Raw genomic sequence first — 21800 nt, forward strand, 5'->3', positions numbered from 1 at the left:
GTAAAAGCATAACTGCGGCATATGCGAGACGAGGCACCCATTTCAGGACCATGCTGCGAACGCAGTCTAGAGTTAATCGGCAGTGCTCGCGAGAAATGCAACGCGATGCTTCCAAAAAGACGAGTCCACAAACCGAAGTCATATCTTTAGATTGCATCGCGGTTGCCACCTTCGGAAGCGGATCGCTTCAACACCCCGCCTGTCACAAAATCACGCCTGAATTCTCAAAACATTAGATCGCAATACGCAGAAAATAGGACAGAACGTGAGCTCTGCGCTATTAGCGCCTCAGAGCTCAATCCCCAACTACTTGCAAATGTGTGACTAGCAGTTCAGAATTGGCGGAGCCGCTAACATTTTGCAATCTCAAAGGCGATCAATTCGCTGTTGAAGGTTGCTGCGTTCAGACGGTGAGTTAGTTAGCGATAATGCGGCTTCCAGTAGTTGTCTCGATTTATCGGGTTTCTGCCGACTATAGAGCTCTGCCATCAACGCAAAATAGAAACGATTATTGGATTCTGGTAGTTGTTCGGCTTCTCGCAATGCCGTTTCGCATCCACGCAACTTGGAGATCGCAAAGATTCGATTCCAAAGAATCACTGAAGATCGCTCGTACCCCAAAAGGTAGTCGTAAAGGCGTACGATGTTAGTCCATTTTTCTTCCGTGTCGTGGGGAATCGTGTGCCAGTACGCAATACTGGCTTCGATATGGTATCGCGACAGAACGCTTCCCGAGGATGCTTTGTGAAGCAACGTGGCCCCGCGTGATATCAATTGTTGATTCCATAGATTGAAGTCTTGATCTGCGTACAGGAGTGTTGAGCCAACTGCGGTTTTTCGCGCCCCGAATCGTGAGGAGTGAAAGCACATGAGAGCCAGAAGTGATTCCGTCACAGGCGAATTGGTTGACGGATGGTCGAGCAACATTTCGGTAAGACGCATTGCTTGGTAACATTGGTCTTCACGCAGAGGTTGGGCTTGAGTTTCTGAATAGTAGCCTTCATTGAAGAGTAGGTACAATGTCGTTCGGACGGCTTCCATTCGCTCTTCAAGTTGTGCCTGGCCCGGGAAATCAAAGTCGATCTTGCCCTGACGCAAAATCGACTTAGCTCGATAAAGCCTCTTGTTAATTGTTTCTTTGTTCGTCAAGAATGCTGTAGCGATCTCTTCAATACCGAAACCACATAGAATGCGAAGAGCCATACCGACTTGTGACTCAAAGGGAATCGACGGATGACACAGTGCAAACATCGTTCGAAGTTGACTATCGAAGACATTCTCGGGCGACAAATCGATCGCGGTCTCCGAGTCGGCGATCAACTCGAGCCTAGCTGGTTGTGTCGATTGCAGCCTCTTGTCGCGACGAAGATGGTTGATGGCCTTGTTGTTTGCGACTCGATACAACCAGCTAGTCGGATTCTCAGGAACTCCGTTGAACTTCCATGACTCCAGAGCTGCAAGAAAGGTTTCACTTGCGATATCGTCTGCCATATCAATCATGGACAGTCCAAAACGCTTGATCAGCACAGCCGAAATTTTGCTGAACTCTGTGCGAAACAGATGAGGAACCAGTTTCTCGGTACTGAAGCGAGTCATTGGATTCAATTCCCCTTATTTCGCCAAATCTGTTTGGAACATCCATCGGACGCCGAATCGGTCGTTCAATGCACCATATAGTCCGAATGGTTCGTTGCGAATCGGGTCAGTAACGGTAGCTCCAACAGAGAGCTTTTCGAATATGCGTATCAAGTCATCTGGCGTACCACCGCGAATATATAGGCATATCATATTTCCTCGAACTGGCCTCTCGGTGGGATGAAGCCAGTCGGACGCGGAAATGTCGACTTGAGCAGTTCGCAAGTTCGCGTTAAGAACTCGCCCATGCAGTTTCTCTGGAAACATATCCTTCCCAGGCGACAACCCAACCAAAGATTGAACCAGTTCACCACCGAACACAGATTTGTAGAACTCCATGGCCTCTCCGCAGTTTCCATCAAAAAACAAGTATGATGAAAGTTTCGCGGTCACTATTGGTGCGTCTTTACCTGAATCTTGTGGGAATGTTGCCAGTTGTGCTGTGGCAATGTTAGCAGCGACCGCCAATATCAGCGTTGATGCTTTCGCAAATCGATGTTTTTTCATGCTTGCCTCGCGATTCGCCTGATTTCTATGGAGTTACCATCGCCCATTAGAACAGGGCTCCGTCGCGCGAATTCAACGACTTCATCGATCGATTCAGCTTTGACAACAATGAATCCACCAAGGGTTTCTTTGATTTCGCCAAAGGGGCCGTTGGTGATTACCTGGTCAGAGTGGACTACGCAGGCGTCATCGAATTGAAGCCCAGTTCCCGATACATATTTCCCCTGAGCAGCCATGGTTTCGATCCATTCCATTGTCTGCTTCATCCACTCTTGCATCTGTTCGGGAGATACGAGCTTGCCAGCATTAGGGTGTCGCATCACAAGAGCATATTCATCCATCTAGGTTTCCTTGATTCTTTAGCGAAAAATTGGTGGTACATTCTTATGACAACTAGCGCATGACAAAATGGACAAGATACTCAGCAGATTGGTAATATTTTTTGTTCGACAAAGCTCCATAAGTCACAAAACTCATTCTACATTGACATCAGGCTTCGTCACTGCTTTCCCGGGTGGCTGGAAGACTTTTGATCTACGCATCAGTATGAGGGCACGCCACGTAGCATCGCCAGTGCCCAACTGTTTTGCCCGTGTCCTCTTTCCAGATCTTCCCTGTTACTTACTCTGTGATTTGCGGTGTACAACGAGGCGTTTCGGTGCAACGATATTGCGAAAGGCGAGGCGCAATATATTACCGTTTAGGACTAGGAAATGACAACGAAATATCCTCGCGTAGCAATTGTAACAGGTGCAACTTCTGGTATAGGCGAAGCCACGGCGAGAAAGCTGGTCGCGTCAGGCTACGGCGTGATCGGCAACGGGCGGAATGAATCAAAGCTTGAGCGACTCGAACAAGAGCTCGGTAACAGCTTTTGCGGTGTCCAAGGTGATGCTAGTCAAAATGATGTTATCGAGTCGATGTTTGAAGCCTGCGGTGAAGCGTTTGGAGAAGATCCCAATCTCGTCATTGCCAATGCCGGTCGAGGGCTCGGCGGGACGGTCATGACGTCGGATTTAACGGAGTTCGAAGAAGTCATGCGCATCAACGTCGTGGGACTATTAAATCTTGTGCAGCGATCTGCGAAACGAATGATCGAACGTTTGCCTGAGCGCCCTTTTCCAAAGTATGCGTCAGATATCGTTTTGATCGGTTCGGTCGTGGGCCGCAATATTTCTCCCTTTAGCGCCGTTTACAGTTCGACCAAGTTCGCTGTGCATAGTATTGCGGAAAGTTTGCGACGTGAAATTGGTCCTCAAGGTGTGCGAGTAACGCTAGTCGAGCCTGGAGTTGTCGTGAGTGGTTTTCAAAAGGGAGCGAACTATAGCGATGCTCAAGTGCAAACGTTTCACGAAAAGTTTGGACCGTTGATCTACGGCGAAGACATTGCCGACACGATCGACTACCTTGTCAAGCTACCGCCACACGTGCACGTCAGCGACATTGTCGTCCGTCCAACTCGACAAGATTATCCTTAAGTCTAGCGGTCTAGCTATTACTTAATTGAGTTGAAAGGCGATAGAGTCTCTTCGTTCGCTCAACTTTTCACAATGTCTCGTTTTTGAACTAGCTAGTTTACTTCGAATCGTTTTCTGTTGCATCTCCGAGCAGTTTGGAGCGAAGATCTATAACAAGCACGATTCAATTCTTCCAGTGACATAGCCCGGAGCATATCTTCGCCGTGGACCTCGACTCCAAGCACACTTTGCAGAGTTTTTATTATCCCACGTGCTTCACCTATCATAATTCCTTCGTCTTTGCCTTTCTCCAGCAGCTTATCTGCTAAAGATCCCGGTTCAATTTGCACTGGCCAGACGCCCTTGAGGCTCGCCGCGAAATCATCTAGCGTTATCGATTTGATTACACTCATGACATAGACTCCTATCGCTACGATCCAGTCCTTGATCAATATCGCTTCCGCCGAACCACCCGGGTAAGAGCTAACAAGTGACTCCAGAATCGATCCAAGCCGACTTGGCAATTGATCGGTTCTACCATATTTTGCAACTGTAGCGTCGATTGCAAAAACGAGTCTCGATCAGACTCCGCGCGGCAGGAATGTGCGACAGCGCGAATATGAACAGATTGTTGTGAGGAGTTGGTAAAGTCATAGGGCTTGCGGTCTAGCCTAACAAAACAACTTACTAGGTTATGTGCTAATCGATAGGTGGCAGGATCGAGATGGTACGGAGCCAATTCTCGAATTGAGTTTTCCAAAGTGATGCGTGGACGGCCGATGTTTCGCTACTCTCGCGTACACCGAAGCCGTGCCCGCCACGAGAGTAAATGTGCAGTTCGGACTCTACTCCGGCGCGTTTGAGTGCTAGATACATCAAGGCACTGTTTTCGGAACTTGCTACTTTGTCATCGCTGGCATGGACAAGAAAAACGGGCGGGGTGTCCTGGGGGATCCGAATATAAGATGCCAAAGCTTCGCCCGTTTCCGGTTGTGGAATGAGGTAACCTGGGTAAATCGCGGCCGCAAAGTCTGGACGACAACTCTTCTGATCGACTTCATCAATTGAATCGTACGCTGGTTGATCAAAATTCGTAGCTGTTGCGACCGACAAATGTCCCCCCGCCGAAAAGCCAACTATCCCGATGCGATCAGGTTCAACATTCAAGCTTGCTGCTGAATTTCGGACCAATCGTACGGCTCGCTGCGCGTCCAGCAGCGGCCCGGGCGCAGGCAATGGTTCTATTTGCCCAGGTCGGCGCGGTACACGATACTTCAAGACGATTCCAGTGATTCCCAAGGTGTTCAACCAAGTCGCTACTTCTTCACCTTCTAGATCCCAAGCAAGATTCCAATAGCCTCCACCTGGGCAAATAATGATTGCGGCTCTGGCGGTATTTTCGGAAGGGGGGAAAATTGAAATTGTTGGCTTCGTAACGTTCGTGATCCACTTCGCATCCAAGCTTGGTGCTTCATCTGGAGACCGCACGCGTTCCGCTCCAATCGAGCCCAAGTCGCCAAGTGTCTCGCCAGGCCAAACGTTTAGAACCTTGGGCTCTTCTGCAGCTAAATGTAGAACAGAGAGTAACCCAAGCCCAAATAAGCCAAGAAACGAAAGAATGCGCATGGGATCGATCCATTACTTCGAAACAGCTGAAACTACTAAGAGCCCAATTATAGCGGCCGAAACTCGGCGTTTTGCCACGGCGCCCATTTATTCCCGCGGCCTCCGCATGGTGGTTCGCACGAATGGCTGGTGGTATACTCGACGGTTCAGTTTGATGATGGAATCGTCTATGCGATTTACTGAATATGTTAACACTTGCCATTTTTGCTAGTTAAAAGGGAATCTGTATGAGCTCCGAAAGTCAGCCTGCCAACAACATTCGCGTCGGACGTCGACAGTTTATCGCGACCACCACTGCCGTAGCCGCGGCGGCTTCCATTGTGTCGCTGCCAGCGAGCCAAGCGTTCGCGCAAACGTCAACAGGTTTCACTCTGCCGCCACTGCCATATGCATACGATGCGCTTGAGCCAGTAATCGACACACAAACGATGACGATTCACCATTCGAAACACCATCAAGCGTACATCAACAAACTAAACGAGGCAGTTGCATCGCAATCGTCGCTGGCTGGTAAAAGCGTCGAAGACTTGCTTCGCAATTTAGACAAAGTCCCTGAATCCGTTCGCGGTGCTGTCCGCAATCACGGCGGTGGTCATGCAAACCATTCGTTGTTCTGGAAGGTTCTTACCCCGGCTGCTAGTTCGAAACAGCCAACGGACAAACTGGCGAGCGCGATTGACTCCAAGTTCGGTTCGCTGGAGAAAATGCAGACTGCGTTCAATGCAGCGGCGGCTGGACAGTTCGGAAGCGGTTGGGCTTGGTTGGTGGTAGGCGATAGCGGTTTGGAAGTCGTAGCAACTGCGAACCAGGACAGTCCGCTCTCAGCTGGCAAGACGCCTATTCTTGGACTAGATGTCTGGGAACATGCCTATTATTTGCATTACCAGAATCGTCGCCCAGAATATGTTTCGGCATTTTGGAAGATCGTGAATTGGGAACAGGTTGCTAAGAATTTTGCTGAAGCGAACGCGTAGCCTGGATTATTTTCGTGGGCTTTGATGAAGTGAGCGAGCTTGGAGTCGCATTGCTGCAAGTTCCATTTTGTTAAAGTTGATTATTGTGCCGTCTGGGAAATTGAAATGCCGCCGCAAGGCGGTACTACGAACACAGGCGGATTTGCTTGTTACTAATTATTGCACTGAGGATATATGACAATTGCTGAAGACCTAATGCCTGAATTCGATGCCGAAATGGCAAACACCCGACGTGTTTTAGAAAATGTACCGACTGAGAAGCTTGACTGGAAAGCTCATCCAAAATCGAACACCATCGGTTGGGTTGCAAGTCACTTGGCGGAAATTCCCGGCTGGGTCGAGGGCACTTTTGCAAGCGACGTTTGGGATATCAATCCGGTCGACGGCGAACCTTATCAAACTCCAAAGTTGACAACGCGTGAAGCGATCTTGGAACTGTTTGATAACAACGTTGCTTCCGCTAGGAAAACACTACTGTCCGCAAAAGACGAGGATTTTCCTAAGTCCTGGTCACTCCACTCCGGCGGCCAAGCGTTGATGACGATGACAAAGCGAGATGTTGTTCGGACATGGGTAATTAACCATACGATTCACCATCGGGCTCATCTGTGCGTTTACCTGCGCTTAAACGATATTCCCGTCCCAGGAATGTATGGCCCGTCCGGCGACGACAAAGCTTAGGTCGCTAGATATTAAATCGCTAACAAGATAATGCACCGAACTTCAGAGCGGTGCACGACAGGCTGAATTTCTGTTGCTAGTGCCCTACACGACCTAGCACAACGGACGCGCAAGTCTTGAGAATCAAAGCCACGTCACAAGTAATCGAACGCTTGTCACTGTAACGAAGATCCATGCGCATCCACTCGGTAAACGGAATTTTGCGGCTCTTTGCGATTTGCCAGAAGCAAGTCAAACCCGGCTTGGTATCTAGCCTGCGGCGTTGCCACTGATCGCACTGAGCGTCTTCGTCGCATGGCAATGGCCTGGGACCAACGACCGCCATTTCGCCTTTTAGAACATTGATCAGTTGGGGCAGTTCGTCGAATCCGGTGCGACGCAAAATCTTTCCGACGCGAGTCACGCGCGGGTCATCCGTCATTTTAAAGGCCGGCCCGTCACGCTCATTGCTCTCTCGCAACAAAGCTTTCAGTTCATCTGCGTTCTGCACCATCGTGCGCAGTTTGATGATATTGAACGTCTCGCCAAACTGTCCGGTACGCTGTTGAAGAAAAAAGATGGGACCTTTTGAGCTAAGTCGAATTGCAATCGCGGCGACTCCGATGATTGGCGCGGCTGCAAGTAGTCCAACGCTAGCAGCAGCCACGTCAAAAGAACGCTTCCACCGAGGGTAGGGAGGTGCAACAATCTTAGTAGCCTCTCCTAAAGCAACGACTTTGTACGTGACTGGAATTGGGGGCGAAAATTCAATTCGCTCGCTGGACAAGATTCCGGAGGATGATTCTTCAGGCAAGCAGTCGTGACAATCTTCGTCGGTCGTTTGCGTCAGATCGTCCAAAAGATCACGGTTTGATTCAGGATAGATCGATATTTTCGCACGGAATGCAATTCCTTTTTCCGCAGCTAGATCCGTAATTGACTGTAAAACGACCTGGGCTGCGGCCCTGTCCGCCATGGGAAGCAGTATGGCAAGCTCCCCATTTTCCAAGAAGCCTCTCTCGTCGGTCAGACGCAAACGTTGATTTAAAATCGCCGCGAACTGCTTTAGCCGTTTGCGGTACTCAGCTTTGGAGCAGTGAAGTTGCGTCACGATTAAACCAAAGCGATGGCCAAAACGGTCGCAACGCATTCGTTCTTTCGCGATCGTTAATCGCATCTGACTCGCAGACAGCAATGCGGAGTGCACAATAGCTTTAGGCCCTGCGGTTTGCGCCACAGAATCTGTTTTCACCGGCACATAAGCGGATGACATACTGAATAAATACGAAAAAGGATGAAAAATCTTAGTTGTGTAATCTTGTGCAGAAGGAGCGGCGTTTAGGGCCTACCTTCTAGTTTGCGGCCTCTCGACCGATGTCAATCGTTGTCTCATTCAGCGCGGCGGTGACTATTATCCGCGAATATTTTCACTTACATGGACTTGAATCTTGCTCGACTTTTTGTCCAACAATTCTGCCCCATTTGCTGTCCCAGTTCCATTCAGCCTGCCCGACAGCAACGTGTACTCTGCGGCTTTCGCATGATGATTCAGTGTATCGTGGAGTCCAGCGGTTTCTAAGCGACCACCATAAGCTGCGGTTGGCGAAAGATCATCATCGGCCATACTTGCAACTGATTCGCGGTACACGGCAAGAGCACATGCGAACAGCAACGCTCCAGCGCAGATAATGCACAGGCCTAGAAGTCGGGGGGGACCGCTTTTCTCGATTACGTGAGTCGCAGGATGGCTTATTTGGAGAGCAGTAATCATCGCTTCATCCAGGTCCGCTTGTCGGCGTGACTCTTCTCGCTTGCGGCTATACTGGTGAAGTTCGTCCCGTGCTAGTTCAACGGCTCGAGTCAGTTCGCCAACGAAGATTTCATCGCTGTTGAGCTGAAGGATCTTCTCCTCGTTCTTAACAAGCTTTTCATTCAGAGAAGTTAGTTTGGCTTTTAACGCTTCAACAGCGCTCGCTGACTTAAGCCGTGTGATCGTTAGCTCTTGGCGAACTGGATTGACTGCGTCGGCCTTTTCGTCGAACAGCGAATCTTGGTTTTCGAAAGCTTCACGAGCAACCTTAAGGGCTTCTCGAGCTTTCACTAACTTTGGATGTTCATCTGAGTAACGAGAAGCGAGTTCACTCTCTTCAATTTCAAGCTTGTACAAATCGCCGCGCATGGAATCAGAGGCAGCGTTCGAACGCGCAGTCGCTGTAACGCTCATCATCGCTGGCTCTTTTTCAATCATTGAATTCAGCTCGGCAATTTCGGCCAATCGCGATGTGATTTCGGCTTCCGATTTCAAGATCTCGTCTTGTAGAAGTTCCGACTCTTTGTGCAACAGGTCTCGCTTCGATTCGACCGAGAGCACTCGCATCTTGTTCTTGTAGTCCGCCAAGTTATTCTCGGCTTCCTTTAACTTCTCTTGCGTCGACTGCAGTTCTTTCACGAAGAAATTTTGCGATCCCGCAGTTCTGTGAACGTTGACATAGTGCGTTTGAAACTCGCTCATCAACGCTTCAACAATGTCGTGGGCAAGCAGGCTCGTATTGGCTTTCGCCTTGAGTTGAACTGTGTTGCCTTCCTTGTCTCCAGTGATCGATAGACGATCAGCGATGTATTCGACGGCTCCCTGAAGTCGCTCAAGGTCAGCAACTTGTTCAGCAGTCATCCCATCGTCGACTTCATCCTTAACGCCAAGATACGTTTCGATGAAATTCATCACTTTTTCTTTTTGCAGCTCGAAGCCGGAACGTTGCTCAAGCATGCGATCGAGTCCAACGCGACGGGCCGTACGTTCAAGCATGATGCGACTGCCGAGCATGTCCTTGATCGACTGGATTTCAGATTGGCGAGTGTCCATGAGATTGGAAACTTGCGACGTCGTGGCGGTTGGATCGATTGTGACAGTTCCACGGCCGGCGTTTAAGTAGAACTCACCTTCGCTGGTGTATACGTCGCGAAGGAACAGGAGCATGATCAAGCCGGCAACGGAGAGCGCTCCGGCGACGAATATGACGCTAAAGAATCGCCGCGTAATAGCGGAAAAAATTTGCGAAATCGTAAGGAATTGTTCGTTTCGTTTGATCATTCGATAGGACGCCTTCATAGCGAACGGTTTGTACCACAGGCAGGATTCGAACTCCGAATTCAGCGACGGGTCTCCCCGCATTTCCGCCCTTTTCAACCGACCTATCATAACTATCGAATCTGAGCTAAACAGAATAGCTTTCTTAAATTGAATAAGATTTTCCCAGCGTTCGGCTTGCTTTTCGGTAACTGCGCTTGCAAAAGATTTGAAACATAGAATCGCTCAAACTTTTAGGTTCACAACACAAACCTTCCGCTGAATTAAGGTTGCCCGCCGTAACCCTTAAATAAGTGGGCAGACGCCCTCCGTATAGTGGGCTTTCGCCTAAGAAGGCGTCGAAAAATCTCCCAAATTATCGGTTACCGCAGTTGGTCAGTTGGGATAGTGGAGCCCTGATCGCCTCAAGTCGCGGCTCGGAAAGGGCGAAATGTAAGCTGGACTCGCCGTTTGCCGGCCTCGCAAAGCCGCAAATGGTTGACGCTTGAGCGATCTCCGGTATCGTTCCAGTGATCAAATTGCAACCTTATTGGGAGTGCTCGAACAATGGCCATGGAAAATTATTCGCGGTTCCAGCAACAAGCGATCAAAAATTACTACAACAATCGCGAGTCAATTGCGATTCAGCGCGTCGGCGAGTTAGTTACCGAGCTATATCTTGCCGAGGGCAAGAAACGGGAAAAGGTTTGGGATAACGTGGCCGGTCACTTGGCGAAGATGGGCATCCCGCCTGACCGAATTGCGCACCTGCGAGCCCAAGACAAGCCAGAACTTGTGGCAAAATTGCTCGATTCCAAAGTCTGATCCCATCTCTCAAGACCGAACCAGTGACTTACACGCAGCAGGTTTGTAACGTCGCGTCAACTGATACTTGCTAGGGTTAATTAACCCCTAGAAAAAAACAGCAAGCTCAGCCAAAACTTGTTCTGTTCAAATGACGTTGATGTACGACCGGCTTCTACCCAACTGTCGTACGATTCATGGTGAGCACACCTGCCATTAGCGCCGCCATGATTGTCTGAAAGCCTGCCGCGGCAAACGTCACACCTGGCACTACGAGTCGCATCGTAAACGGGTAGTCGAGCGGACCGAAATTTTGCTGCCACCAATGGACCACCGCCGCCGCGATCAAAATTCCGCCAGCGACAAACGCCAGCAGTCCTACGGCGAGACCACGTTCGACCGTCAAATCATTCAGCCGCCGGTCGGGCGGTAGCATTCCTTCGGCAACTGCATAGATTCTTGCTAAGGTCGCGAGCAACACACACTGCCAACCTAGCAACCCTGCTAAGCTAGCGACGAGCAGCGTGTGGACATCGATCGTAGCACCGAAAAGCTTAACTTGAGGCAGCGCTAGAGCATAGCCGATTGCCGCGCAGGCAATCAGCGCGAGGCCGGGGCGAAAGAACGTCCACTTGGGGCTAAACACTAAAAAGAGCTTGAGAGTTCTCCAGCCATCGCGAAACGTTCGCAGATGCGGACCATGTTGTCGACGTCCATCTGGATGCAACGTTATCGGCACCTGCGTCATCGCAGCACCGTACAAGCCGCTTTTGATTATCATCTCTGTTGCAAACTCCATCCCCGTTGATCGAAGATCGAGTCGGCGATAGAGCTCGACAGTAAATCCACGCATTCCGCAATAAACGTCGTTGATGGGAATACGAAACATCAACCGTACTAGCCATGATAAGACCGGGTTACCGAACCATCGGTGCAGAAAAGGCATCGCCCCAGGCAAAACTCGCCCGCCTCCGCGCGGCAGTCGGCAACCTTGAACTAGATCGTATCCCTCCCGCAATTTTTTCACAAAAGCCGGAAGCTCCAAGAAATCGTAACTGTCATCGGCATCGCCCATGATGACGTATTTTCCTTGGCTAGCTTCAATTCCGCCCATGAGTGCGGCACCATAGCCACGACGAGTTACAGGGATGACTCTTGCATTCAACGCCTCTGCTATGGCGCGTGAATTGTCGGTGCTTCCATTGTCGGCGATGACAATTTCCCCATGAATTCCCTCCTCTCGCATCGCTCGAGTCGCCTTCTCGATACAACTGCCAAGTGTATCTGCCTCGTTGAGACACGGGATTACCACAGAGACTTCGAATCGTTCGTCCGGCCTGTCTTTCATAGCGCTGACTCTTCCATCCGCAGTTCGCCTTTGTTGCCGATGTACATGATGACGGCCGAAGCCAGTGTCGCGCAGATCAACGGTTCGAATACAATGCGATAGCGATAGGTAGGGATTTCTAGCATCCCCGTAATCACTGTAAAATAACAAAAAATTGCGGCTAACCAAACGCCGTAGTGCCTTGTTGAGCGGCGAACAATCAAATAGGCAGTCGACAGGCCTACCGCTACCATAACAAAGGTATTGACAAAAACAGACTGGCTTGCCCGATGTTCCAGCAGCCATTCAACTGCGGTGGCGTTCCAGCGCCATGTGACTTCACCCTTATATTCACCGGGCTTCCCCTGCAGCGGAAGATCGGTAGCTGCCGTTCGCCACAGATTCGCAAACCGTCGAACCGTTTGATATGAAAACCAAGGCACATCCTGCTTAATGGCGTCGATCGAGACTTGCTTCATCAAACGATCCGCCTCGGGATCGTTTAGCCCTGACTCAACCAAAGCGGCGGACACTGCCCAATTGTGATCGCTTTGATCAAGCACGTCGGCCTGCACTAGCCTCTGTCTTAAATCGCGTCCTGCCGAAGTATCCGGCAATTCCAAATCTGCACCCGACCCATCTTGAAAAGTGACTGTCCAGAGATTCCGGCCAACGAACTCCGTGATCATCGCTTTATCAAAGAGCTGGTCGTTCCGCCACAACCATGGGATGCACACCGCGATACACACAACGGTAGCAAGTACGAGATGCGTGAGTTTGGGAGGCTGGTTGTCGGATTTACGAGTCCGCAAGTAGACCAAGCCAACTAACATCAGATGCGCGACCCACAGCAACATGATGACTGGACGGGTCAAAAGGGTTACCGCGAACGCAATTCCGGCAAGCATCGCATCCACCGTCGATCTACGCAACGCATAGTTGTCAACGGTCAAGAGGCTGCACATCATGAGAAATATGAATAGCGGCTCAGTCAAAACCGTTCCGTTAAAGGTAAACGACGAGAGCAGCGGAAAAGAGAACATCAGCGTGAGCGGCATTGCGTTAGGCGATTGTGTGATATTGGTCGCAATCTTTGCTGCAATGAGAATCGATCCAACGGAAAGCAGGCTTTGGATTATGACAATTGCAGGCAATGCAGCCGTTCCGAACGCGAGGCGGATTGCTGCCAGAAACCACGGATAGATCGGCGTTCGGTACGCAATTGGGTCTTGGAAAAACAATACGTCCCCTCGCATCGCCAACTCGCTCAGTCGCCAATATTCCGCGGCGTCGAGCTCAATTGCTACCGGGCCGCGCAATCCGACGAAAACTACTTTGACAAACAAAGTCAGCAAAAGGAACAGGATAATCGCAGTACGCATGAATCTCGATCCAGTCTATCTGTTCCGCACTCGCAAAATCGAACTTAAAACTCAGTCGCCGCCAAGCTTACCTGCAGAACGATAAACATCTGCGCCATTGCGATCGGGCTCTCCGTACCGCTTCTCAAAGATACCATTTAACTCCGAGGGCAAGTTCGCTTTCGATTCCATTGGATTGATAATCAAATAGTCATACGGCAAACCTTCGGCCATGAAGAACTCTTTATCATTTAGCGCCAACGTCGTATGCCTGCCCGCAATGTAGAAATCAAACACGTAACTCCGGTCTACAAGATACTGTGCGTCGACCGGCAATTCGCTAAGCATCTCTTTAACCAACAGTGAACTGTTATAGCTCGGGTCAGACCAATTGCAAACGGTCTCCCACCAAGCGCGAACGCCGCTACCTAGTAGCATTACAAGCAATAGCGCAGAAGCTCCAGTCAGGCTAGCAAGGCGGCCAAATGGAACAGTTACGAGTGCATCGTGCGCCCTTATGCAAACGTGTGCGACACCTAAAAAAATAAAGATAGCCGGATAGCACCAGTATCCCATCGTCGGATGCTTGCCGACCAAGCACACTAGCAAATAGATCGCAAACCAGCCGAAATACAGATTCGCTCGGCCACGCCCGCGTCCGCGGAACACTAGCAGAGTTGAACCGAGCAGGCCTGCGATCATCACCACCAGTTGAGGGATCATGGTGCGATAATTTACAAATTCGATATGGTACCAAAGCGGCTTCCAAAACATAAAGAATCGCTGGGCGAGTCCAGCTTGCGGGCGGCTGAGAATGTTATTACGAAACTGAATAACAAATAGGTCGGGGTCTTGAACGATCAGCAATAGCCACTGTGCAAAAAAGAGCAGGGCGATGGACGTCAAGATTACGGCGTCGGCAATGCGGCGCGTTGCTGATTCGCTTCGTTGCGTCAAAACCCAAATACCAGCCGGTAAGCAGTAGACCAAAGCGAACGGGTGTGTCAGCAGTCCTAAACCACAAGTTGCTCCGGCAGCGAATAACCATTTGCGTAGTCCGCTTGATGACCACTTTACGAGAAAGCATACGCTGAGGGCACCGAACATCGCGCACAGCATATCGGGCCGTACAATGGATGCTGGAAAGTAAACGATACGGGCCAGCGAATAAAGTCCTGCGCCTAGTACCGCAATGCGGTCGTCGCGAAACACAAGCCTCCCAAACCAAAACGTACAGAGTATCGCGACCGCACCAGCGACCATTGATGCGATTCGACCTGTCGCGTATCCGTCAGGTAAGGCTGCAAAAAAGATCGCTTCCCAATAAAAAAAGGCAGGTGGCATTCCAAAGAGGATTTCGTCTCCGCGATAAAACATACCGATCGGATCGTCATACGGTGCGTACGGAATCCTGGGGATTCCTTCGTGCAACACTGTCCAGCCGGGAACAATGAACCAGTCCTCGTCGACTTCGCCATTGTTCGTCATTGCCAGTGGAATTCGCAATCCAAAAAAGAAAAGCAGAATCCCGCCCAAAGCCAAACAAACCGCCGGCGCAGTCCAGCGGACTTCGTACGTAGAATTGGCGTGCGATGGTTTTTCTAAGTTTGCAGACATACAAACATAGTATCTTATACGCACTTTCGATTGTTGCGAATGACCAGCAGCGAACGGTCGCAGCCTTGCCCGTCTTGATTGAGCAGGATTGGCAACCGCCGGTCAAAGTGCATTGCGATATCGGACGCTGGTTCGTCGATCATCTCTCGAATTTCACGCAGCAAGTCGTGCTGATCAAGTGATTTTGCGAGTGCACGTTTGTGACGGCGCAGTTGATTCGTCGCTGAATTTGAGAGCTTCTTACTCGCACTTCCCATTTCGTTTGCGGCAGACATGGGTAGGTTCAACTGCTGGACTAAGCTGCCACTCATGCCCAGTAGGACTTCCCCTGGCTGCAAAATAAATTTGTTACAGTTCCGGCTGATATCAGGATTTGTCGCGAGGAATGCAGCGGATACACCGACGGGGCGAAAGCCGCGATGCGATACAATGAATAGCTGGTTGTCTCCGGCGTTAACGAGTGTTCCTCGGCCAGAGTTGCTATCGATCTGCAGTAAAGTGGCACTGGCCGCCCAATCCTCTTCGCCACCGCTAATTAGATAATCGTTAATCAACTGCATAATGTGAGTAGGCGACTGGCTTTGAGCCCAGCCCGTCCGAGTGATCGATTGGATGGCGGTCGCAACCATCGCTCCTTGTGCCCCGGACGGGATTGCATTGCCGATCAGTGCAACTAATTGTTCTTTGGGCGTCATCTCCCAATCATGGAAAGCGCCCCCCAGCATGCCATCTTGCAGCGTCCAGCCGTCGAACTCGAAGTGGCTGTGTAGCTGTTGGCAGCGATCGGGTCTTCGGGAACTTTGCGCGACCGAAGCTTGATCGAGCTGCCGCGTGGTCGTACGCGACTGTTGAACTTCGGCGCCTAAGACGGATTGTTCAAGCTCGTTCATGACACGACCGGCGGCGAGGTTGGCTACCTCAACCTGTGTCGGCTCATACTTCCGTACGTTGTCCGACCAATACCAAATCGTGCCGTGAGGCATCGAAACCGAGCCGATAGGGACTACTAATGCCGACGCGAAATCCTCGGGAGACGGCCAGCTTGGTGCCGAATCGAGGTCTTCCAGTAACACAGCGTTTCCCAGGAGTGCTTCCAAGTCAGCCAACGAACCTCGCAGCGGACGCGGCGGCGACATCAAGCGATCGAGCGGCAAGTTCCAACTAGCGCGCATCTTCAGTTCGCTAGTCGTCTCGTCCAGTATATAGATGGCTGCCGCACTGGCGCGTACTGAACTACAACTTGAGGCTAGGATCGATTCAAGACGGTTTGCAATTTCCTTGCTCTCGTCTTTATTGCGGACGATGGCGACATCGGTTGCTAGGCTTGCGTGTTGAGCGCGTACGCTTTCCTCCGCCTTTTCGAGTCTCGCTACCAACGATTCAATCGATCTTAGCAGTTCATTGGCTGACTTCTCAGAAACCAGCGGGGATTTTTCAACGCTATTAAAGTCGAGGGCACTATCGACTGGTAGTGCGTCTACTAACTCCCACCGCTGCTTGCCCGAACCGCTGTGAGGCGTACCTGACTTGCCTTGCGGAGATTTTACCGGACGATATTCATACTCATGCTCGCCGTCCATTAACACTTTTTGTTTATTGGCGGTCGATCGAATGGCCCAACCTGTCGCCTCCGTAAATTTGGCAAGGCACAAAGCAACTTCATCCAACGACCGTTCGATCTGCGTAAGCGCTTGGTCGTGCGATTCTTCTTTATGTAGTCGCAAATGCGTTTTTCGTTGGCGAGTCACTCTGAATCTCACTCGTGATTAGATTTCGGTCAAGCGGTTGTCCATGTGAGGAAGCACGACGTCAAGCATGTGTTGTGGCGAGTGGCAGATAGGAACGTTTGGCTCCCGCGTAGCCGAGTCACATCGAAACTCGAATCAGTGTCTCAGGAAGACACTGCTACGCGGTACGATCCTGATATACCGCTCACCTAAGGCGTGCTGTCTGGGTAAGCTATCGGCAATCTATGAGTTAGAGCGCAAGGTGAAACTGGATAGGCTGGACGGATCTGCGACAACCGAGCATGGCAATCGTTACGAATGACGATGCCGGATTAATCGGGATATTGGAACAAAGTGTTACTTGTGGACCGAAGTAGATTCCTAAAGCAACGCTACGCAGCTATGTTAGATATGAAGCACCGATGTGCTGAAGTAAAGACATCAACGCAAGCAGGAGTCTAATCACAGTGGGCGACGCCTAGACAGAACTCTAGTTGTAAGGCTGACGTAACAAGGGAATTGTCACGCTATGAATCAACTTAACGTGCTGTCAAACAAAACTAGGGAAACTTTCTAGGTTTGTGCGAACCATAATCGACACAACTGGCACGCTCATTACGGTAGGAAACTGAAGTGCCTGTTTTCATATTGGCTTGCAATCCGTCGATAAGACCTTTGCTGCGGTCGGTAACGCGACAGCCCGCCAACTTTACAAACAGATTGTACCGATTTCGTATCGGACGGCTGTGGGTGTCAACCTATTTGTTGGGCTGCTTTCTAGTTTCCGGTCAAACTCATTTTAAAAGCCCCTGTTAAATACACGTATCGGTTGCATTCGGATGTGATCGAGTTGAACAGAGAAGGAGTCGCTTATGCTGGTGCTATCGCGACATCGAGACGAAAGCATCATGATTGGCGATGACGTAGTCGTCACGATCGTGGACATTCGTGGAGATAAAGTACGTTTGGGAATACAAGCTCCAAACGATATCCCGGTTCATCGCCAAGAAGTCTACGAAGCGATCAAGCGAGAGAATCGGAAGGCGAATACTATTCAGCCGAACGATCTGAAGGATGTGCGATAGTTACGAATCCAATCGCGAATCGTACTATTGAGCGTCATTTCGCATGATCATCGCTGACGACCTCGAGAGAGTTGTCACCGTCGTCATGCCCAAAAGACAAAGGATTGTGATCTAAAGGTTATTGGATGACCAAGCAATAATACTTGTTTTCTAATGCTTCTGGATCGCTAGATAACGTGTCGCCGCGTGGGTTGTCCAACCGCTCCGCTCGCCGACACTATAGACTTCCAGCACTAACCCGTTGGTTCGAATTTCGAGCCAACGGGTTTTTGCATTAAATTCTATTATTTTCAAGTTCGGTTTACCGAAAAGACTTTAATGGTCCGGTAAAGAGTTCCGATTATGCCTGATGTGAAGATTGCGCTAAATGGGGCTCCCGGTTTTCAGAACATTCTCCACAAAAAGGATGTTCCCTGATGAAGGGGGTGTCGCTAATCCGATGCTATGTTCCAACGTGCGATAGCATTCGAGGATTCTTTATCGGTCCAAGAGCGTTTCGCTGTTACGCCTGACGAGCCGACGCAGCTCCGCGGCGAGTAATCTACAAATCAAAACGAGAATGTTTAGCTAGCTTTGCAGGCTGTTCTCCAATGACAAGTAGAACCCGTACTTTACCCCATTATCCGGCAGCTCGTCGCACTGTATCGCGGCAACTCCAATTGGCCCAGAACTTTAACAAGCAGATGAGTCCAACCAAGAACAACTTGATGGATACGCGAGCTTCGGCTCGCACCAAGACCGCTTGTCACAGTTCCAGGGCAATATTTGTCTGATACAGCCGTAGCTCAAATTCACCGATCCGTCGTAGGAGAAGTCCCCAAATGACAAGAATTAACACAAACGTTTCGTCTCTAACAGCTCAAAGCCGTCTGTCGCGTACAAACAAAGATCTGCAAACATCGTTGACTCGATTGAGCACAGGTCTTCGAATTAACACAGGTGCCGACGATCCTGCAGGTTTGATCGCGAGCGAAGCGCTTCGCAGCGATATCACCGGCCTTAACAAAGCGTTGTCCAATACACAACGTGCAAGCCAAATCATCTCGACCGCTGACAGCGCCCTCGGCCAAGTTAGCTCGCTGTTGAACGACATTCGTGGTCTAGTTGTTGAAGCCGCTAACAACGGTGCTTTGAGTGACGACGAAATCGCAGCTAATCAGCTGCAAGTTGACAGCTCTCTTGAAGCAATCAACCGTATCGCTCAAACAACCACCTTCCAAGGTCGTAAACTTTTGGATGGTAGCTTGGACTTCATCACCAAAGCCGGAACGGGCTTCGGAACCGTAAGCGACCTTAAGATCGATCAAGCGAACTTAGGTGCGACTGGCAAGATCAGCGTTAACATTAGTATTTCGCAAGCCGCTTCGAAAGCGACGATTCAGAACACGACGATCGCTGCCACTGGAACTCCTGCGAAGTCAACTGGTACCATTACGTTCGGCACTCCTGTCGCTGACACCGAAGCTGTCATCGAGATCGGTTCTCCAAACGCATTCACCATCGGTGCAGAAGCAACTCGCGGTGTTTCGCTAACCAACGCAGTTACTGCGGACGGCGAAGCGGAGTATACGACGGTAACCATCGGTGATACCAATGACGTCGAGTTCACCATCGCGGCAATCGATGGCGGGATTGCTGACGGTACGGCTGGCAACGGTCTACGCGTTCAAGTTCTAACCACTGCAACAGTCGGTGGTACAGCAGCTGCATATGATGCAAATAGCAAGGTCTTGACACTTACGATCGAAGAAGGACTTACCGGTACAGCCGCTGAAGCTGCTCTGGCAGCAACTGCAGTAGGAACTGACATCTTCGATTTTACTGCGACTACGAATGCTGGTTTGACAATCGTCAACGGCGACGCCGATGTTGCACCTCGTTCTTTGACACCTTCGACGGCTGGTACTGACCTTGCCAACGGTGCGACAGTTAACTTTAACCTGACGGCTGTAAACGGCGGTCTTGCTGACGGCGATAAAGGAAATTCGACAACGTTAAGTTTCAGCAGTGGTGCCACCACAACTGCTAGTTACGACGCCGACACGAATGCCATCGCTGTTACTGTTGCTGCTGGTGCGACGATTGACGATATCGTAACTGCTATCAACACGAACTTGTCAGGTAACTTCATTGCTACCGACGTTGCCAACGGTGACTATACCTATGTCAACGGAACCAACACTGGTGGTCCGTTTGCAAGTGGTACCGATCCAGTTGCGGCTGCTACTTTTAGCATTGAAGCTACAAACGGCGAAGATGTCGACGGTACGCTTGGAAACGCAACAACGTTCACCTACACCGCTGGTGCGACGACCGAAGCGACCTATGACGCTGATACGAACACTGTATCGGTGACTTTTGCAGAGAATGCAACAGTAAACCAAGTCGCTGCGGCAATCACCGATATCGATGGCAGCAACGGCGGAAAACTGTTTCAGCTCGTTCCTGGCAGCACAACCAACGGTACTTCGCGATTCGCGGCTACTGGTGCTACCAAGACAGTTACAACCGCTGGTACTGATGCCACGGAAAATGATGTCATTACCGTTCTGGCCGCGAATGATGGAAGCGAGTACGACAAGTCGATCTCGTTCGCAACGGACAATAGCCTTGCAGCTGGAGTGGCTCTAGCATCTATCGACGAAAACACTGGGAACATCATCGTTACTACTCGTAACAATGGTGATGTCTCCTTGGCAACAATCGCCAGTGCAATCAACGATTTGGAAGACTTCAACGCATCGGTAACAACAACTGATGGTGACGGAGTCTACAGCGTTGGTGTCGATACAGCTCCAACCATTGTGAACCTAGCAGATGGCTCGCAAGGTGGTGGTCTAGAAGACGACGTGGTGTTCCAGCTAACCGGCGGAATTGGTTCGGAAACGTTCCAATTCGAGAAAGGTGCTAAGATCGAAGACGTCATTCAATCGATCAACTTGGTGAAAGACGCGACTGGTGTTGAAGCAAGTGTTGTTAGCGGAAACCTTCAGCTAACAAGCACCACCTACGGCAGCAAGAGTGGCGTATCGATCGAAGTGATCACCGAAGGTGAAGACGGAACGTTCAAATCAGGCCTAACATCGGCTCGTGCGAATGGTACCGACATCCAAGCATCGGTGAACGGCTTTACAGCGACCGGAAACGGTAACACCCTGTCCATCAACACTGCCTCGCTCGACTTGAGCTTGACCGTGAATGCAGGCTCGAGCACGAGCATCAACTTCGATATCACCGGTGGTGGTGCACTGTTCCAATTGGGTGGTGACGTTGTCAGCAACCAACAAGCACGTCTTGGAATTGGCTCGGTTTCGACTGCGAAGCTTGGTGGTTCCAGCGGACGTCTGTTCGAACTAGGTAGCGGACAAAGCAAGTCGCTTTCCAGCGACACAACAGGTGCTGCTCAGGTTATCGAAGAAGTTATCAACAAGGTAACTAGCCTTCGCGGTCGGTTGGGTGCATTCCAACGTACGACCTTGGACAGCAACTCGGTATCGTTGAACGAAACCATTGCAAACCTAACCGAAGCTGAATCGTCGATCCGCGATGCAGACTTTGCTAAGGAATCGGCCAGCTTGACACGTGCTCAGATTCTGGTGCAATCAGGTACCAACGTACTTGGAATTGCAAACCAAAATCCACAGAACGTTCTCTCGCTTCTCCGATAGTTTAGAAAAGCGACTTAGATAAAAAACGGCCGCCTCGGAAGTCACTCGATTTCCGAGGCGTTTTTCGTTATCGCATCGCGGCTGAACTCGCCCATGCTTCCCAGCTTGTGCACCTTGAATCGAATTTGACGATGACGCCGAATTTTATCGAAAGTAAGTCGGTCCGATTCAACAAAGCGTATTGCAACACTTGTTGCATTTCCGATGAAAGAATTGACGCTCAACTGACTATTCGGAGGCTATCCTTTGGTTGGTAGTAGCAACCGCATCACGCAAGTTCAAAAG

Annotated in this window: 17 protein-coding genes; 6 read left to right on the forward strand and 11 right to left on the reverse strand. The window is 50.4% G+C overall.

What is annotated here, in order from left to right:
• Positions 1 to 366 precede the first annotated feature (366 nt).
• From SH451x_RS08785 to SH451x_RS08795, 3 genes are read right to left on the reverse strand one after another with little or no spacing between them, the layout of a single operon-like run.
• Positions 367 to 1596 carry an RNA polymerase sigma factor gene (locus tag SH451x_RS08785; RefSeq protein WP_479362076.1) on the reverse strand — a complete coding sequence of 410 codons (1230 nt, stop codon included), beginning with the start codon at positions 1594 to 1596 and terminating at the stop codon, positions 367 to 369.
• A gap of 15 nt (positions 1597 to 1611) precedes the next feature.
• Positions 1612 to 2142: a VOC family protein gene (locus SH451x_RS08790; protein ID WP_479362077.1), complete on the reverse strand. Its 531-nt coding sequence runs from the start codon at positions 2140 to 2142 to the stop codon at positions 1612 to 1614.
• Positions 2139 to 2483 (reverse strand): YciI family protein, encoded by a 345-nt coding sequence (locus SH451x_RS08795; RefSeq protein ID WP_479362078.1) that lies wholly within the window; start codon positions 2481 to 2483, stop codon positions 2139 to 2141. Before SH451x_RS08795 ends, SH451x_RS08790 begins: the two co-directional genes overlap by 4 nt.
• A 372-nt stretch (positions 2484 to 2855) precedes the next feature.
• On the opposite strand from SH451x_RS08795, the gene SH451x_RS08800 reads away from it, so the two are divergent.
• A complete protein-coding gene (locus tag SH451x_RS08800) occupies positions 2856 to 3620 on the forward strand; it encodes an SDR family oxidoreductase (RefSeq protein ID WP_479362079.1) in 765 nt (254 codons plus the stop codon).
• Positions 3621 to 3712: 92 nt separating this feature from the next.
• Here SH451x_RS08800 and SH451x_RS08805 read toward each other — a convergent pair whose 3' ends face one another.
• Together SH451x_RS08805 and SH451x_RS08810 are read right to left on the reverse strand one after the other, a co-directional pair.
• Positions 3713 to 4123, reverse strand: coding sequence for a hypothetical protein (locus SH451x_RS08805; protein ID WP_479362080.1), 411 nt, complete (start codon positions 4121 to 4123; stop codon positions 3713 to 3715).
• A 175-nt stretch (positions 4124 to 4298) separates the two neighbouring features.
• On the reverse strand, positions 4299 to 5225 hold the full coding sequence (locus tag SH451x_RS08810; RefSeq protein WP_479362081.1) for an alpha/beta hydrolase: 927 nt from the start codon (positions 5223 to 5225) through the stop codon (positions 4299 to 4301).
• 227 nt (positions 5226 to 5452) lie between these two features.
• Between SH451x_RS08810 and SH451x_RS08815 the strand changes: the two genes are divergently transcribed.
• A complete protein-coding gene (locus SH451x_RS08815; protein ID WP_479362082.1) occupies positions 5453 to 6199 on the forward strand; it encodes a superoxide dismutase in 747 nt (248 codons plus the stop codon).
• A gap of 174 nt (positions 6200 to 6373) precedes the next feature.
• Complete coding sequence (locus SH451x_RS08820; protein WP_479362083.1) at positions 6374 to 6880, forward strand: DinB family protein; 507 nt, start codon at positions 6374 to 6376, stop codon at positions 6878 to 6880.
• A 76-nt stretch (positions 6881 to 6956) separates the two neighbouring features.
• Here the strand turns inward: SH451x_RS08820 and SH451x_RS08825 are convergent, their stop codons facing one another.
• Positions 6957 to 8132: a sugar transferase gene (locus tag SH451x_RS08825; protein WP_479362084.1), complete on the reverse strand. Its 1176-nt coding sequence runs from the start codon at positions 8130 to 8132 to the stop codon at positions 6957 to 6959.
• A gap of 138 nt (positions 8133 to 8270) precedes the next feature.
• Complete coding sequence (locus SH451x_RS08830) at positions 8271 to 9950, reverse strand: GumC family protein (protein WP_479362085.1); 1680 nt, start codon at positions 9948 to 9950, stop codon at positions 8271 to 8273.
• Between the two features lie 543 nt (positions 9951 to 10493).
• Between SH451x_RS08830 and SH451x_RS08835 the strand changes: the two genes are divergently transcribed.
• Complete coding sequence (locus SH451x_RS08835) at positions 10494 to 10751, forward strand: hypothetical protein (RefSeq protein ID WP_479362086.1); 258 nt, start codon at positions 10494 to 10496, stop codon at positions 10749 to 10751.
• Between the two features lie 154 nt (positions 10752 to 10905).
• On the opposite strand, the gene SH451x_RS08840 is transcribed toward SH451x_RS08835, so the two are convergent.
• From SH451x_RS08840 to SH451x_RS08855, 4 genes are read right to left on the reverse strand one after another with little or no spacing between them, the layout of a single operon-like run.
• Positions 10906 to 12078 (reverse strand): glycosyltransferase family 2 protein, encoded by a 1173-nt coding sequence (locus tag SH451x_RS08840; protein WP_479362087.1) that lies wholly within the window; start codon positions 12076 to 12078, stop codon positions 10906 to 10908.
• A complete protein-coding gene (locus SH451x_RS08845; RefSeq protein ID WP_479362088.1) occupies positions 12075 to 13439 on the reverse strand; it encodes an ArnT family glycosyltransferase in 1365 nt (454 codons plus the stop codon). Before SH451x_RS08845 ends, SH451x_RS08840 begins: the two co-directional genes overlap by 4 nt.
• 51 nt (positions 13440 to 13490) lie before the next feature.
• Positions 13491 to 15035, reverse strand: a complete 1545-nt coding sequence (locus SH451x_RS08850) for an ArnT family glycosyltransferase (RefSeq protein ID WP_479362089.1) — start codon at positions 15033 to 15035, stop codon at positions 13491 to 13493.
• A 14-nt stretch (positions 15036 to 15049) separates the two neighbouring features.
• Positions 15050 to 16783, reverse strand: coding sequence for a SpoIIE family protein phosphatase (locus SH451x_RS08855; RefSeq protein WP_479362090.1), 1734 nt, complete (start codon positions 16781 to 16783; stop codon positions 15050 to 15052).
• A gap of 851 nt (positions 16784 to 17634) precedes the next feature.
• Here SH451x_RS08855 and csrA point away from each other — a divergent pair.
• A complete protein-coding gene (gene csrA / locus SH451x_RS08860) occupies positions 17635 to 17847 on the forward strand; it encodes a carbon storage regulator CsrA (protein ID WP_479362091.1) in 213 nt (70 codons plus the stop codon).
• An 821-nt stretch (positions 17848 to 18668) separates the two neighbouring features.
• On the forward strand, positions 18669 to 21515 hold the full coding sequence (locus tag SH451x_RS08865) for a flagellin N-terminal helical domain-containing protein (RefSeq protein WP_479362092.1): 2847 nt from the start codon (positions 18669 to 18671) through the stop codon (positions 21513 to 21515).
• The last annotated feature ends 285 nt before the right edge of the window (positions 21516 to 21800 follow it).

Source organism: Njordella aestuarii (genome assembly GCF_056494165.1).

What these genes read in the sequence shown, in the direction of transcription:
- SH451x_RS08785 (WP_479362076.1), bottom strand. Translation starts at nt 1,596, where the DNA reads ATGACTCGCTTCAGTACCGAGAAACTGGTTCCTCATCTGTTTCGCACA.
- SH451x_RS08790 (WP_479362077.1), bottom strand. Translation starts at nt 2,142, where the DNA reads ATGAAAAAACATCGATTTGCGAAAGCATCAACGCTGATATTGGCGGTC.
- SH451x_RS08795 (WP_479362078.1), bottom strand. Translation starts at nt 2,483, where the DNA reads ATGGATGAATATGCTCTTGTGATGCGACACCCTAATGCTGGCAAGCTC.
- SH451x_RS08800 (WP_479362079.1), top strand. Translation starts at nt 2,856, where the DNA reads ATGACAACGAAATATCCTCGCGTAGCAATTGTAACAGGTGCAACTTCT.
- SH451x_RS08810 (WP_479362081.1), bottom strand. Translation starts at nt 5,225, where the DNA reads ATGCGCATTCTTTCGTTTCTTGGCTTATTTGGGCTTGGGTTACTCTCT.
- SH451x_RS08815 (WP_479362082.1), top strand. Translation starts at nt 5,453, where the DNA reads ATGAGCTCCGAAAGTCAGCCTGCCAACAACATTCGCGTCGGACGTCGA.
- SH451x_RS08820 (WP_479362083.1), top strand. Translation starts at nt 6,374, where the DNA reads ATGACAATTGCTGAAGACCTAATGCCTGAATTCGATGCCGAAATGGCA.
- SH451x_RS08825 (WP_479362084.1), bottom strand. Translation starts at nt 8,132, where the DNA reads ATGTCATCCGCTTATGTGCCGGTGAAAACAGATTCTGTGGCGCAAACC.
- SH451x_RS08830 (WP_479362085.1), bottom strand. Translation starts at nt 9,950, where the DNA reads ATGATCAAACGAAACGAACAATTCCTTACGATTTCGCAAATTTTTTCC.
- SH451x_RS08835 (WP_479362086.1), top strand. Translation starts at nt 10,494, where the DNA reads ATGGCCATGGAAAATTATTCGCGGTTCCAGCAACAAGCGATCAAAAAT.
- SH451x_RS08840 (WP_479362087.1), bottom strand. Translation starts at nt 12,078, where the DNA reads ATGAAAGACAGGCCGGACGAACGATTCGAAGTCTCTGTGGTAATCCCG.
- SH451x_RS08845 (WP_479362088.1), bottom strand. Translation starts at nt 13,439, where the DNA reads ATGCGTACTGCGATTATCCTGTTCCTTTTGCTGACTTTGTTTGTCAAA.
- SH451x_RS08850 (WP_479362089.1), bottom strand. Translation starts at nt 15,035, where the DNA reads ATGTCTGCAAACTTAGAAAAACCATCGCACGCCAATTCTACGTACGAA.
- csrA (WP_479362091.1), top strand. Translation starts at nt 17,635, where the DNA reads ATGCTGGTGCTATCGCGACATCGAGACGAAAGCATCATGATTGGCGAT.
- SH451x_RS08865 (WP_479362092.1), top strand. Translation starts at nt 18,669, where the DNA reads ATGACAAGAATTAACACAAACGTTTCGTCTCTAACAGCTCAAAGCCGT.